This window comes from Paraburkholderia terrae (genome assembly GCF_002902925.1).
Lineage (GTDB): Bacteria > Pseudomonadota > Gammaproteobacteria > Burkholderiales > Burkholderiaceae > Paraburkholderia > Paraburkholderia terrae.
Genome location: NZ_CP026113.1, coordinates 1,108,528 through 1,122,265 on the forward strand (window position 1 = coordinate 1,108,528; position 13,738 = coordinate 1,122,265).

At 63.0% G+C, this 13,738-nt stretch carries 11 protein-coding genes; 8 read left to right on the top strand and 3 right to left on the bottom strand.

Going from position 1 to position 13,738, the window contains the following annotated elements:
• Positions 1-304: 304 nt before the first annotated feature.
• From ssuD to C2L65_RS34840, 6 genes are all read left to right on the top strand, one after another.
• Positions 305-1,429, top strand: coding sequence for an FMNH2-dependent alkanesulfonate monooxygenase (gene ssuD / locus C2L65_RS34815; RefSeq protein ID WP_042306162.1), 1,125 nt, complete (start codon positions 305-307; stop codon positions 1,427-1,429).
• A 163-nt stretch (positions 1,430-1,592) separates the two neighbouring features.
• Entirely contained in the window at positions 1,593-2,060 is a 468-nt protein-coding gene (locus tag C2L65_RS34820; protein ID WP_042306161.1) for a rhodanese-like domain-containing protein, read from the top strand.
• A 98-nt stretch (positions 2,061-2,158) separates the two neighbouring features.
• Complete coding sequence (epsC, locus tag C2L65_RS34825) at positions 2,159-3,106, top strand: serine O-acetyltransferase EpsC (protein ID WP_042306160.1); 948 nt, start codon at positions 2,159-2,161, stop codon at positions 3,104-3,106.
• On the top strand, positions 3,103-3,372 hold the full coding sequence (locus tag C2L65_RS34830) for a helix-turn-helix domain-containing protein (RefSeq protein WP_042306159.1): 270 nt from the start codon (positions 3,103-3,105) through the stop codon (positions 3,370-3,372). The genes epsC and C2L65_RS34830 overlap by 4 nt, the downstream gene beginning before the upstream one ends.
• Positions 3,373-3,551: 179 nt before the next feature.
• Positions 3,552-4,484 (top strand): family 2A encapsulin nanocompartment shell protein, encoded by a 933-nt coding sequence (locus tag C2L65_RS34835; RefSeq protein WP_007580014.1) that lies wholly within the window; start codon positions 3,552-3,554, stop codon positions 4,482-4,484.
• On the top strand, positions 4,459-6,525 hold the full coding sequence (locus C2L65_RS34840) for a family 2A encapsulin nanocompartment cargo protein cysteine desulfurase (RefSeq protein WP_042306158.1): 2,067 nt from the start codon (positions 4,459-4,461) through the stop codon (positions 6,523-6,525). The genes C2L65_RS34835 and C2L65_RS34840 overlap by 26 nt, the downstream gene beginning before the upstream one ends.
• 49 nt (positions 6,526-6,574) lie before the next feature.
• Here the strand turns inward: C2L65_RS34840 and C2L65_RS34845 are convergent, their stop codons facing one another.
• From C2L65_RS34845 to C2L65_RS34855, 3 genes are read right to left on the bottom strand one after another with little or no spacing between them, the layout of a single operon-like run.
• The gene (locus C2L65_RS34845; protein WP_042306157.1) at positions 6,575-8,056 is read right to left on the bottom strand and encodes an APC family permease; all 1,482 of its coding nucleotides are present in this window, start codon (positions 8,054-8,056) and stop codon (positions 6,575-6,577) included.
• A 56-nt stretch (positions 8,057-8,112) separates the two neighbouring features.
• Positions 8,113-9,552, bottom strand: a complete 1,440-nt coding sequence (locus C2L65_RS34850; protein ID WP_042306252.1) for an LLM class flavin-dependent oxidoreductase — start codon at positions 9,550-9,552, stop codon at positions 8,113-8,115.
• Between the two features lie 5 nt (positions 9,553-9,557).
• Positions 9,558-10,799, bottom strand: coding sequence for an acyl-CoA dehydrogenase family protein (locus C2L65_RS34855; RefSeq protein ID WP_042306156.1), 1,242 nt, complete (start codon positions 10,797-10,799; stop codon positions 9,558-9,560).
• A 278-nt stretch (positions 10,800-11,077) separates the two neighbouring features.
• Here C2L65_RS34855 and C2L65_RS34860 point away from each other — a divergent pair, with 278 nt between their 5' ends.
• Together C2L65_RS34860 and C2L65_RS34865 are read left to right on the top strand one after the other, a co-directional pair.
• Positions 11,078-12,577, top strand: coding sequence for a sugar ABC transporter ATP-binding protein (locus tag C2L65_RS34860; protein ID WP_042306155.1), 1,500 nt, complete (start codon positions 11,078-11,080; stop codon positions 12,575-12,577).
• On the top strand, positions 12,574-13,629 hold the full coding sequence (locus C2L65_RS34865; RefSeq protein WP_042306154.1) for an ABC transporter permease: 1,056 nt from the start codon (positions 12,574-12,576) through the stop codon (positions 13,627-13,629). Before C2L65_RS34860 ends, C2L65_RS34865 begins: the two co-directional genes overlap by 4 nt.
• The last annotated feature ends 109 nt before the right edge of the window (positions 13,630-13,738 follow it).

Sequence of the window (13,738 nt, forward strand, 5' to 3'; positions counted from 1 at the left end):
AGATCGTAGAGAGTCGCTCACGGCGGTGCAAATAACATTGAGCGCTATCGCGTCGCGCTGTCGGAAGTGATCGAGCAGTTATGAGCGAGCGTGCCCGATTCTTCACCGCGCCGTCCTCAAAAGCACGTCTCCTCATAAGCAATTCCAGATTCGATAGTAGGCCTGGCTCGCCGGTACTGATCCAATATGCGATTACCCTGGCGATGCGCGCTACGTGACCGGCGCGGCCGTCTCTGCCTGCATCGCGCGGGGTGTGACCATACGCACGATCTAGCGGTTACGCGTGCCTGCCGAAGGAGCATTCATGAGTCTGGACATCTTCTGGTTTCTGCCGACCTCGGGCGATACCCGTTATCTCGGCAAATCCGATTTCGGCAGGCCGCCGACCAACGAATACATGCGCCAGATCGCCGTCACGGCGGAAAACCTGGGCTATGACGGCCTGTTGATCCCCACGGGCAGCAGTTGCCAGGACCCGTGGGTCACGGCTGCCAGCCTGATCCCCGTCACACAGCGCATCAAGCTGCTGGTCGCGCTGCGTACGTCGATCAGCGGCCCGACGGCGGCTGCACGCCAGGCGGCGACGCTCGACCAGGCCTTGCAGGGGCGTCTGCTGCTCAACGTCGTTCCGGGCGGCGATGCGACCGAACTCGCCGCCGATGGCATCTTCTACACCCACGACGAACGCTACGCGGCCGCCGACGAGTTTCTCGGCGTCTGGCGCGATCTGCTTGCCGGCGACACGGTGGACTTCAAGGGCAAATACGTTCACGTCGAAGGGGCGCGCAATTTTCATCCGCCTGTGCAGCAACCGCATCCGCCGCTGTATTTCGGCGGTTCTTCGCCGGCTGCGCACGAACTCGCGGCAAAACACGTCGATGCATATCTGACCTGGGGCGAGCCGCCCGCCGCGGTGGCCGAAAAATTCGCCGACGTGCAGCGGCGCGCGGCCGCGCATGGCCGCAAGCTGCGTCTGGGCGTGCGGCTGCATGTGATCGTGCGCGAAACGAATGAAGAAGCGTGGGCCGAAGCGGACCGCCTGATCAGCAAGCTCGATGACGAGGACATCCGCCGCGCCCAGGAAAACTACGCGCGGATGGACTCGGTGGGTCAGCGCCGCATGGCCGAGTTGCACGGCGGACGCCGCGACCAGCTGGAGATCAGCCCGAACCTCTGGGCGGGCGTCGGCCTCGTGCGCGGCGGTGCAGGCACTGCGCTGGTGGGCGACGCGCAGACCGTGGCCGCGCGGCTGCAGGAATATGTCGACGCGGGCGCCGATAGCTTCGTGCTGTCGGGCTATCCGCATCTCGAAGAATCGATCCGTTTTGCGGAACTGGTGTTTCCGCTATTGCCTGGCAAAAAGCCGGTGACGTTGCGCGATCAGGTGCTCACGGGCGGTGCCTTCGACGTGCGGGCGAGCAAGGTCTGACCCATACATCAGCAGAATGCGGACGATGCCAATCCACGCCCCTGTCTTTAGAAATGAAATTTGATTGGTTCTGTTTCGAGTACCAGTTGCAACATCATCTTCCTTGATGGCTATAGACGGTTTGCCGCGCTGTTGCGGCACTTTCCATCAGCAAGGAGGCGACATGGCAGCAGTACTCGAAGAACGACCGACCAACGCAGTGCTCGAGACGGCACGCGAGAAGGCGGCATCGGCAGGTTTGACGTATCCGGGTGGCGTTTCGCCACAGGATGCGTGGGCGCTTTTTTCCAGCGGCGACGCCGTGCTGGTCGACGTTCGTACTGCCGAGGAGCGCAAGTTCGTCGGTTACGTGCCGGGCGCGGTACACGTACCGTGGGCAACGGGTACGAGCCTGACGCGCAATCCGCGTTTCGTAAGGGAACTCGAGTCGAAGACGGGCAAGGATGCCGTGGTGCTGCTGCTGTGCCGTAGCGGCAATCGCTCGGCGCTGGCTGCCGAGGCTGCGGCAAAGGCGGGCTTCACGCAGGTATTCAACGTACTGGAAGGGTTCGAAGGGGACCTCAACGACGGGCAGCATCGCGGCACACTGAACGGCTGGCGCTTTGTCGGCCTGCCCTGGGTGCAGGACTAGCGCGGTCTGTCCGGCTCTTTGGGAAATGCGTGAGCGCTGCGCGTGACGCCCAGCGTGACTCGCAGCTTGTCGGTTTTCGAAGCATAAGGAGCATCGCAGTGGGCGCATTCGATATCGACAGCATCGCCGGATCGCTTCAGGCCGTCCGGCAACAATGGCGCGACGGACAGCGGCGCGCGCTGGAGCCCGGCGGGCGCGATCTGCCTTCGCGCGACGCGCTCGCGGCAGCGATCGACGCATTGAAAGGCGCGCTCTTTCCAATGCGCCTCGGGCCACCCGATCTGCGTCAGGAAAGCGAAAACTTCTACGTCGCTCACGCGCTGGATGCAGCATTGCACGGTCTGCTCGCTCAGGCGCGCCTCGAATTGCACTACGCCGCGCGGCGTGAGAGGACAGAAGCCGAAGCCATCGAGACACGCGCACTCGCCGCTACCCGTGCATTCGCGGAACGCTTGCCCGAGATTCGCTCGCTGCTCGACAGCGACGTGATCGCGGCCTATCACGGCGATCCGGCAGCAGGCAGCGTGGACGAAGTGCTGCTGTGCTATCCCGGCATTCTCGCGATGATTCATCACCGTCTCGCGCACGAACTGTATGGCCTCGGCTTGCCGCTGCTCGCGCGGATCGTTGCCGAGCTGGCGCACGCGCAAACGGGTATCGACATTCATCCGGGCGCGCGAATCGGCTCGGGCTTTTTCATCGATCACGGCACGGGCGTCGTGATCGGCGAGACGTCCGTCATCGGCGAGCGCGTGCGGGTCTATCAGGCGGTGACGCTTGGCGCGAAGCGTTTTCCGCTCAACGAGAACGGTCATCTCGAGAAGGGGCTCGCGCGTCATCCCATCGTCGAGGACGACGTCGTCATCTATGCGGGCGCGACGATACTCGGCAGGGTGACGATCGGGCGCGGTGCGACGATCGGCGGCAACGTCTGGATCACGCACGACGTCGCGGCAGGCTCGCATGTCACGCAGGCGATGCTGCGCAGCGAGACCGCGCGGCCTGCGTCTGTCGTCAACGGGGTATCGGCGGGAGCACTCGGATGACCGGGCTCGTTCACGACTTTGGGGCGACCGTGCGCGCCCTGCGTGAAGCGCAAGCGTGGTCGCAGGAGCAACTTGCCGAGTACGCGGGGCTGAACCGTTCGTACGTCGGCGAGATCGAGCGCGGCAGTGCAATTGCATCGATCGTGACGGCAGACAAACTCGCACGCGCTTTCAACGTACCCATCGCAACACTTTTGTGCGCGTCACCGCGAGGCGAGCCGCAGCCGCACGAGCGGGGCGCGACGCCGCCTCAGCTTCCCGTCTGATCGATCGACGCTCGCGCCGGGCGAACTAAACGCAACAGAGCAACACGAGCGGACGTTCGCAGCAGCCGCGATGCAGCGCAATGATGGCTATAGCATGTTGAGCCGCTTTTTCGGGCTCCCGATAATTCCGTGCCGTCATAAGCATTCCCGTTTTTCTTCTAACGACCTGGAGCCATCGTATGTCGACGTTAGCGAGCGGCCAGACCGCGCTCGGCGATAACGCAGCACGGCAACTAGCCAATGCCACCAAAACTGTCCCTCAGCTTTCGATCATCACGCCGCGCTGGCTGACCCATTTGCTTCAGTGGGTCCCTGTCGAGGCGGGCATCTACCGGCTCAACCGCGTCAAAGACCCGGAAGCGGTTCAGGCGCTGTGTACGGCGCGGGAAGACGAAAGCACGCTCCCCACGACATACGTGCCGTACGAGGAACAGCCGCGCGAGTATTTCCTGAATGCCGTCAGCACGGTGCTCGATGTCCACACTCGAATCTCCGATCTCTATAGCAGCCCGCACGACCAGATCAAGGAACAGTTGCGTCTGACGATCGAAACGATCAAGGAGATCCAGGAAAGTCAGCTCATCAACAATCCCGACTACGGCCTGCTGGCGAACGTCGATGAAGAGCAGCGCGTGTTTCCGCTGACAGGTGCGCCGACGCCGGACGATTTCGACGAACTGCTGACGAAGGTGTGGAAAGAGCCCGCGTTTTTCCTCACGCACCCGTTGGCGATCGCTGCGTTTGGGCGGGAATGCACCCGCCGTGGCGTGCCGCCCCCGACAGTCAGCCTGTTCGGCTCGCAGTTCATCACGTGGCGCGGCATTCCGCTGATTCCGTCGGACAAGGTGCCCGTCGCCGATGGCAAGACGAAGGTGCTGCTTTTGCGTGTCGGCGACAAGCGTCAGGGCGTGGTCGGTCTCTATCAGCCTGGCGTCGCGGGAGAGCAGGGGCCGGGGTTGTCGGTGCGCTTCATGGGCATCAACAACCAGGCGATCGCGTCGTATCTGATCTCGCTTTATTGCTCGCTCGCGGTGCATTCCCCCGACGCGCTCGCAGTGCTCGACGACGTAGAGATCGGCAAATACCATGACTATGCAGACACCTACCGGTAGTCCGCTGGGCGCAAGCCCGTTGCCCGATAGGCAGGTGCCTGTGTTGCCGGCAGGACTGCCCGATCCGGCACAGCTTGCTCGGCTCGCGACAGAGTTCTTCAGCGCATTGCCGGGTGGCGCCACCACGCCGGACATTTCGGCAGGCAGCGGCGCGGTCGGCGGTGTGCCTTCGGCGTTGCCGGCTGCCGCACCGATCCTGTCGTCGGTCAGCAATCCCGCTCCGCCCGGCTCGCCACTTGCCGGGCCGGGCGGCACCGGGACGGGCGTGCCGGGGCTTTCACTGCCGCAAGGCAAGGTGCCGGGCGCCAACCTGCTGCCGGGTGCGCCGACGCATATCCTGTCGCTCGGCAATCGCGCACCCGCGCTCGCGCCGCATGCCGCCGCGCAGAATGGACTTCCCGATAACGTCGTGACGATTGCGCCAGCGCTCGAACCGCGTGCGGGTGGAGCGGCGCTCAGCGTGCCACCCGTGCAGGGCGGTGGACCGGTTTCGGCGGGAAGCGCGACACGCTCGGCGGCATCGTCTTCACATGCGTCGACGGACGCAGCGCCCGCGTCGCCGTTCTATTTCATGGATACGCCAGGACGCGGCTGGTCGCGTTCCGGAGAAGACTTCACCATGCCGGGAAATGGCGCTGCCGCGCCCGCGTCGTTCGGCTTGCCGGGCGAGCAGGACCTGCGCGAGCTGCTGTCGATTCATCGCTTCGCGCCTGCCGCCGATCCCTATGGCGTGCCGCGCGGTAGCGCGCCGTACTTTGCCGAAGGTGCGCATGCCGGGACTGACCCGCGCGCGAGCGGAGCCGCTGTGCCGGCCGGCCACCCGCCGTTCGACGTCAACGCGATTCGCCGCGACTTTCCGATCCTGCAGGAGCGTGTCAACGGCAAGCAGCTGATCTGGTTCGACAACGCGGCGACAACGCAAAAGCCGCAGTCGGTGATCGACCGGCTTTCGTACTTCTACCAGCACGAGAACTCGAACATCCATCGCGCCGCGCACACGCTTGCGGGCCGCGCCACGGATGCCTACGAGCATGCGCGTGAAACCGTGCAGCGCTTCATCGGTGCTTCATCGCCGGAGGAGATCGTGTTCGTGCGCGGTACGACGGAGGCGATCAACCTGATCGCGAAGTCATGGGGCGAGCAGAACGTTGGCGCGGGCGACGAGATCGTCGTGTCGCATCTGGAGCATCACGCGAACATCGTGCCCTGGCAGCAGCTTGCGTCGCAAAAGGGCGCGAAACTGCGCGTGATACCCGTCGACGATTCGGGCCAGGTGCTGCTCGACGAATACCGCAAGCTGCTCAACGATCGCACGAAAATCGTATCGGTCACTCAGGTGTCGAATGCGCTCGGCACCGTGGTGCCCGTCGCGGAGATCGTCGACATGGCGCATCGGGTTGGTGCGAAGGCGCTGGTCGACGGCGCGCAGTCGGTGTCGCACATGCGTGTCGACGTGCAGGCGCTCGATGCGGATTTTTTCGTGTTCTCGGGTCACAAGATCTTTGGACCGACAGGGATCGGTGTCGTCTACGGCAAGCGGGCGCTGCTCGAGGACATGCCGCCGTGGCAGGGCGGCGGCAACATGATCGCGGATGTGACGTTCGAACGAACGGTGTTCCAGCCGCCGCCGTCGCGCTTCGAGGCGGGCACGGGCAATATCGCGGATGCAGTGGGCCTTGCGGCCGCGCTCGAATATGTGACGCGTATCGGCATCGAGAATATCGCGCGTTATGAACACGATCTGCTCGCGTACGCGACGAGCGTGCTTGCGCCGGTGCCGGGTGTGCGGCTCATCGGAACTGCGCACGACAAGGCCAGCGTGCTGTCGTTCGTGCTGAAGGGCTATACGACGGAAGAGGTCGGGCAGGCGCTCAGCCAGGAGGGGATCGCCGTGCGTGCCGGGCATCACTGCGCACAGCCGATCTTGCGCCGCTTCGGGCTTGAGGCCACTGTGCGTCCATCGCTTGCGTTCTACAACACATGCGATGAGGTCGACGCGATGATCTCGGTGGTTCGCCGTCTTTCGACGCGACGGGCCTGATGTTCGTTATTGCGAGGCATGGCGCCGGATGGCGCCATGCCTCGTCACGTTATGCGTCGCGCAGTGTCACAGCCGATGCTTCGCCTGCGCGCGTCTCGACACGATCGTCCGCCGACGCCAGTTCCGCTTCGATCTCACGCAGCCGATGCGGGGCGAACAGACGCAGCGCAAGAAACCACCCGAGTCCCGCCAGCAGCAGCGCGACGAACACGTAGGGCAATACCGCATAGGCGCCCGGCGCCGCAGGATAAACGCTGCCGGCGAACGGAATACCGATCAGCACAACGGCAATGACCGTGATCGCCACGTGCAGCGGCTTCAGTTCGCCGCGTTTGCGCAGGAACAGCGGTGCCGCTATCGCGACGATCACATAGGTCAACAGAAAGCCGAACGTGGCGATCGTGCTGAGATAGCCGTATGAATCGAACAGCGATGTGCCTGCCAGCTGGAATGCGAGGCCCGTGATCAGCGAGAACAGCGCGACGAACGTAACGGCAATGTGGGGTGTCGCATTGCCCGCGTGCGCGCGCCCTGTTGCCGCATGCAACAGACCTTGGCGTGCGAAGGTGTAGAGCAGGCGCGCGGCGGCGTTGATCGACGAAAAGAACGCCGCGAAGAAGCTCAATGCGACGCCCAGATCAATGAGAATGCCCACGGCACCGAAGCCGATACCATGCGCGACGGACGACAGCGGCGCGCTGACCTGATCGAGCGGTGTCGTTTCGCTGTGGAAGAGCGCGACAAGGCCGTACGACGTGATGAGGAACAGCGCAGCCGGGCCGAGAATGCTGACGATAACGGCACGCGGAATCAGCCGGAATGGTTCTTTCGCCTCAAGACCGAGCGCCGTCACGCTTTCGAAGCCCGTGAAGCTGAAAAATGCCAGCACCATGCCGAGCCTCAACTGGTCGGGTTTTACGCCGTCGAGCGTCAACTGGCTGCCGTCGGCCCAGCGATGCTTCGCAAACAACGCTGCGACGATCACGAGCAGAATCAACGCGACCGTCGTTAGCTCGATCCAGAGCGTGGTGCGTGTCGACAGGCGGATGTCGCGATACGCGATGATCCACGCAGCCAGCGCGATGATCGCGGTGATCGCCAGCGAAACAGGCAGCCACACACCATTGGCACCAAACACCCCGACATCTTTCAGCAGGACAACCGTTTCGTTGACGGTGCCTTGCAGGATGCCCGCCGCGCCGATCGAATAGGCGATCAGCAACGACCAGCCCGCAACGACGCCCCATATCGGCCCTATACCGCGCGCGGCATAGGTGTAGAGCGCACCAGGCGAGGCCGTGCGTTTGGCAAATTGCGTGATGCTCCATGACGCGAACAACAGGCCTACCGTCGCGAACAGATAGGCCAGCCACGTGCCGTTGCCGGCCGTGGCGAAGACGGCGGGCACCAGCAGGCCGGCGCCTCCCGCCGCGCCGACCAGGCCGATGGATTGCGCGATCAATTCCGATAAAGACAGATATCCACGGCGCAGCGTGCCGCTGCCGTGCGTATCGACGGTGATATGACTCATCTGTAGGGGTGCTCCAGGCTAAGAATGGTTCGATGATTGGAATGCCCGTACGCGGGTCACTTCACGGTTTCGACTTCGGGATTCGCAACGGTTGGCGCTGTAGGCTGCAGCGTCTGCTCCGACTCGCGCTTGACACGTTCGATATCGCGAAAGCGGGCGGCAGGATGCGTCTCGGGCAGACGCGCGCTGCCGCCGAACAGCTTTTCGCGCAGTGTCCCAGGCGCGTACGCGTCCGGATAGACGCCGCGTCGTTGCAGTTCAGGGACGAGGTAATGCACGACATCTTCGAATGTCTCGTGCGCGATCGCATACGCGAGATTGAATCCATCGACGCCCGTTGCTTCGACCCATTGCTGCAGGATGTCCGCGACCGTCGAAGGCGAGCCGACGAACACCGGGCCCATGCCGCCAACGCCGCCCCACGTCGCGAGTTCCTCGATCGTCCATGCCTTGTCGCCGCCCGACAGGTGTTCGACCGCCGAGACGATGGCATTGGTCTCGACCCGTCTCACCAGATCGGTGGGCGCGTACTGCCCGAAGTCGATGCCCGTCCACCCGGACATGAAAACGAGCGAACCGTCATAGGACACGTAGCGCTTGTACTCTTCGAACTTCGCATGTGCCTTCGCATCGGTTTCATCGACGATCACGGTGACCAGGTTGTAGATCAGCAGCTTGTCAGGGTCGCGTCCCGCTTCCGCTGCCTGGCGGCGGACTTCACTCACGTAGTTTTTGAGCACGGCTTGTGTCGGCGCGGCGACGAACACGCATTCGGCGTGCTGCGCGGCGAACGCCTTGCCTGGCCCCGACGCACCCGCCTGAAAAAGCACCGGCGTGCGCTGTGGCGAAGGCTCGCAAAGGTGATAACCGGGCACTTCGAAATACTTGCCCTTGTGTCCAATTTCGTGGACCTTTTCCGGATGCGAGAACACGCGGTTCTCACGGTCCCGCACGACCGCGCCGTCTTCCCAGCTTCCTTCCAGCAGCTTGTACAGCACCTCGACGTATTCCGTCGCGACTTCATAGCGATTGCCGTGATCGCGCAACCCACCTTCGCTGATGTTCTTTGCGCCGCTCTCCAGATACGACGTGACGATATTCCAGGCGAGCCGACCCTTCGTGTGGTGATCGGCCGTCGAGAGCCGGCGCGCGAACGTGTACGGATGCTCGAAACTCGTCGACGCCGTGATGCCGATGCCAAGGTGCTCGGTGACCATCGCGATCGGCGCGGCAAGCTGCAGAGGATCGTTGACGGGTATCTGCGCCGCCTGATGCAGCGCGTGATAGTTGTTGCCCTTGTAGACGTCGTAATAACCGATCACGTCGGCAATGAAGATGCCGTCGAAAATACCTTTCTCCAGTATCTTCGCGAGATCGGTCCAATATTCGAGATCCTTGTATTGCCACGAGCGGTCGCGTGGATGCGACCACAATCCCGGCGACTGGTGACCGACGCAATTCATCTCGAACGCATTGAAGCGAATGGGCTTGCTCATGATGCTCACTTGCTCCCACGGCCGGGGCCGTTGCCGATGCTCCAGATAAACGGCGGCTCCTTGCCGTTGATCACCCAGTCGCCGACGATGCGCGCCTTGTAGACGAGCGGATTGTGCGACGACACGGTGCGCGCGTTGCGCCAGTGACGGTCGAGCGCCTGGGCAGTACTTGTCGCCGACGCGCCGAGCGCATCGAACAGATGCGTCGCGGCGCGCAATACGAGGTCCGACACCACAAGCTGGCTTTGCGCCGATTCGATCTCTGCTTCCACATTGGCGCGATGTTCCGCGTCCGCGTCTTCGGCGAAGCGTGCTTCGTACGCGCGCTGCAAAGGCTGCGCCGCCTGCACGGTCAGCGCCTGCGCAGCATAGGCCCACGATGCGATCTCGCCCGCTACCTGCTGGATCTGAGCGTCCTCACTTACATGCGGCGCGTTGCCATGGCTGTAGATCCGCTTGCGCTGCCGCACGAGTGTTCCGACGTCACGCGTAACCGCTGCGCCGATGCCCGCAAGCGTGGCGACATGCAAGAGTTGATAGAACGCGGTCTGATACTTGAAGCGCCGCTCGAAGGCGATGATGTTGTGCGCATCGACGGAAGCGTTGTCGAATACCGTGGTGCCGCTACCCGTGGTCGTCTGGCCGAAGCCGTCCCAATCGTCCTTGCGGATCACACCAGGTTGATTCGTGCTGACGGCGGCGATCACCTCACTGCCGTCTTCCTCGCGTTGCGCGAGCACGTCGATCCATTCCGCAAAGATGCTGCCCGTGCTGTAGTACTTGGAACCGTTCAACACGAACCGGCCATCCCGGTTCGATACTTTCGTCGCCAGCGCGCCGACGGCTACGTCACCCACCTCGGACCAGGCGCTGCCAACCAGTTGACCGCTCACGAAGCGGTCGAACCACGTATTGCGGTCCGCACCGGCAGGCACATTCAGCCAGTCTTCGACGAATGCGAAATGGGCGCGCAATGCTTGCGGCAGGTTCGAGTCGGCGGCCGCGAGTTCGATCAGAAGGCTGAACAACTGCGGTAGCGATGCGCCAGCGCCGCCGTGCGCGATGGGTATCCGTACGGCGCCGAAGCCCGCGTCTTTCAGCCAGCCGATCGCTTCATGTGGCAATTCGCGCGAACGGTCGCGATGTGCCGCGCCTTCCGCGATACGCGCGAAGATGGGGCGAAAGCGATTAGCGAGTGTTTCGTAGTCGGTTCCGGCGGATAAATCGACGGCGTGCGATGTGGTCATGCAAATCCTTTGAAATAACGATAACGAAGCCCGCGACGCGCGATGAGCGCCGGACTCAAGCGAGTATAAAAATGCTCTGCTAGCGCTCGTAAATAATGGATTGGCAGATCGTTATCCGCATTACGACTTTCGGCGACCATAACGGCTTTCTGGCTGCGAAGACAGAGGGCGCTATCAATCGATTCAGAATACTAAGCATATGAAGAGTCATTCGTTTGCAACGTTGACGAGTTTGTCTAGCATGAAAGGTCATGCATCGAATAGCGCTCGTCTGCCCAATGAATCAACCTGTTCTGAAGGCCACCTCGATCACGAAGCGATTCGGCGCAACCGTCGCGCTGGCGCATCTCGACATCGACATACACGAGGGCGAAGTGGTTGCGTTGATGGGCGCGAACGGCGCGGGAAAATCGACGCTCGTCAAGATAGTCAGCGGTGTCTACGCGTCGGATAGTGGCGCGCTGTCGTTGCGCGGCGAGCCGTTCGCGCCTTCGTCGCCACAGCACGCGAAACGGCTCGGCGTCGCAACCGTGCATCAGAGCATCGCCGATGCCGTGGTGCCGACGTTATCCATTGCAGATAATCTGCTGCTCGACCGGCTTTGCGATCGCGCGTCGTCGTGGCGCATGACGCCTGCGGCGCGAGTCGACGCCGCGCGGCCTCTCGCGGAGCGCGTCGGACTCGACGTGGACTTGTCTGCGCCGCTGAATTCGCTGTCGCTGGCTGCACAGCAACTCGTCACGTTGGCTCGTGCGCTGGCCGGCAATCCGTCTCTATTGATACTCGATGAACCGACAGCGAGTCTCTCCGCACCGGAAGCAGAGCGGCTCTTCGCGCTGATCGAGCGTCTGCGTGCCGACGGGGCGGCGATATTGCTGGTGTCGCATCGTCTTGGTGATTTGCGCCGCATCGCCGACCGCGTGACCGTCATGCGCGATGGACGCATCGTCGCGGATCTGCGTCCGCCCATCGACTTCGATGCCGCGATAGAGACGATGATCGGCCATGCGCTTCCCACCGAACGCATCACGTCGCGCGTACCCGGCACATCTCGCAATGTGTTGTTCAGCGTGCGAGATCTTAAGTTGACGCCCGCCGCTACACCTTTCGATCTCGACGTGGAAGAAGGCGAGATTGTTGCGATTGCGGGACCTGTCGGCGGCGGCAAATCGCGTCTTGCGCGCGTCATATTCGGCGAGACGCGAGCCGTCGAAGGCGATATGCAATTGATGGGCAAACCGTGGCGTCCGCGTTCGCCCGCTGACGCGATTCGCGCGGGTGTCTACCTTGCCGGAGAAGATCGCTGGCGTTCGTCGCTGTTCCCCGACAGCGTGCCATTCGCGTCGATCGCAGGCACGCTCAGTTTTCCGTTTCTTCCCCGCTGGCATAGGCACGGCTTCGTACGCGGCGAGAAAGAGCGCGCGGCCGCTCGCGAGGCGATTGCCGCATTCGGCGTGCGCTGCACGGGACCGGACGACCGGCTGTCGCGTCTGTCGGGCGGCAACCAGCAAAAGGTCGTGCTCGCGCGCTGGCACGCGGAACCGTCGAAGCTGTTGCTGCTCGATGAACCGTTTCAGGGGGTCGACGCGGGCGCGCGCGCCGATATCGTCGAGCTGTTGCGCAAGCATGCGGCCGGGCGCGCGACGCTCGTGTTCGTCAGCGATCTCGAAGAGGCTTTCGAGATCGCCGATCGCGTTGTGCATTTCGATCGGGGCACGACGCTCGATCGCGCGGCACCTGCTGATTCCATTTCTTCTGTTGTTCTCACTCATTCATGAAATCGACCACCACGCCTGTGACGACGAACGCCTCTACGCAATCAGTGGAACAGCCGCCGTCGCGTAGTCTGCGCGAGCATCTTGAACGCACGGGCATCCTGCTGGTGCTCGCTGCGCTGGTTGTTGTGTTCGCGGTGCGCGAGCCGGCGTTTCTGAATGTCGACAACCTGTTGAGCATTCTGCAGGCCGTCTCGATCGTTGCGCTGCTGGGCATAGGCGTCACGATCACGCTAGCTGCGGGCGGCTTCGATCTTTCAGTGGGCAGCGTCGCGGCTACGGCGCAGATGGCGGCGAGCTATGTGCTGATCGTATGGCACGGCGGGGCATGGGCTGCCGTGCTGGCCTGTCTCGCGCTCGGCGTGATCGCAGGGCTGTTCAATGGATTGCTGATTACGCGTTTGCGCGTGCCCGATCAGCTTGCCACGCTCGGCACGCTGTTCCTGCTCGCTGGGCTGCAACTGATTCCGACGGGCGGACGCTCGCTTGCGACGGGGACCGTGTTGCCGGACGGCACGGAGGCGACAGGCAGTTTTCCCGATCTGTTCCTTGCGTTAGGACGCTCGCGGATGTTCGACATCATTCCGCTACCCGTGCTGCTGCTCGCGGCACTGACAGCAATCGCGTGCTTCGTCATGGAGGCGACGCGCTGGGGTCGGGTGATCTATGCGATCGGAGGAAACGAAACGGCCGCGCGCCTCGCAGGCGCGCCGACGGCTCGCTACCGTATCGCAGCTTATGTTGCGTCCGCGACGATATCAGCGTTGGGCGGCGTTCTGATTGCGGCGCGCGTGGGCCGGGGCGATGTGAGCGCAGGGCATTCGTTGCTGCTCGACGCCGTTGCGGCGGCGCTCGTCGGTTATGCGGTGTGGGGCGCGAAGCGGCCCAACGTGCTCGGCACGGTGGTGGGTGCCGTGTTCGTCGGCGTGCTGCTCAATGGCCTGACCATGCTGAACGCGCCGTATTACATGCAGGATTTCATCAAGGGTGTGCTACTCGTGTTTGCATTGGCCTTCACGTTCAGCGTCGGTTCGCGCGCAGGTGTGCGTGCGTAAGAGCAGAAAACCATCTGCGGCCCGACGTCATATCCATTCTCTAATCGCTCAGTTTGTGTTTGAGCGAGGCGTTGATAGATTCTGCCGACAGTCATCAAAACGGAGACAT

Excerpts from the sequence above, each read along its gene's own strand:
- C2L65_RS34850 (WP_042306252.1), bottom strand. The coding sequence starts at position 9,552 with ATGAGCAAGCCCATTCGCTTCAATGCGTTCGAGATGAATTGCGTCGGT.
- C2L65_RS34830 (WP_042306159.1), top strand. The coding sequence starts at position 3,103 with ATGACCGGGCTCGTTCACGACTTTGGGGCGACCGTGCGCGCCCTGCGT.
- C2L65_RS34845 (WP_042306157.1), bottom strand. The coding sequence starts at position 8,056 with ATGAGTCATATCACCGTCGATACGCACGGCAGCGGCACGCTGCGCCGT.
- C2L65_RS34855 (WP_042306156.1), bottom strand. The coding sequence starts at position 10,799 with ATGACCACATCGCACGCCGTCGATTTATCCGCCGGAACCGACTACGAA.
- C2L65_RS34820 (WP_042306161.1), top strand. The coding sequence starts at position 1,593 with ATGGCAGCAGTACTCGAAGAACGACCGACCAACGCAGTGCTCGAGACG.
- ssuD (WP_042306162.1), top strand. The coding sequence starts at position 305 with ATGAGTCTGGACATCTTCTGGTTTCTGCCGACCTCGGGCGATACCCGT.
- C2L65_RS34835 (WP_007580014.1), top strand. The coding sequence starts at position 3,552 with ATGTCGACGTTAGCGAGCGGCCAGACCGCGCTCGGCGATAACGCAGCA.
- C2L65_RS34865 (WP_042306154.1), top strand. The coding sequence starts at position 12,574 with ATGAAATCGACCACCACGCCTGTGACGACGAACGCCTCTACGCAATCA.
- C2L65_RS34840 (WP_042306158.1), top strand. The coding sequence starts at position 4,459 with ATGACTATGCAGACACCTACCGGTAGTCCGCTGGGCGCAAGCCCGTTG.
- C2L65_RS34860 (WP_042306155.1), top strand. The coding sequence starts at position 11,078 with ATGAATCAACCTGTTCTGAAGGCCACCTCGATCACGAAGCGATTCGGC.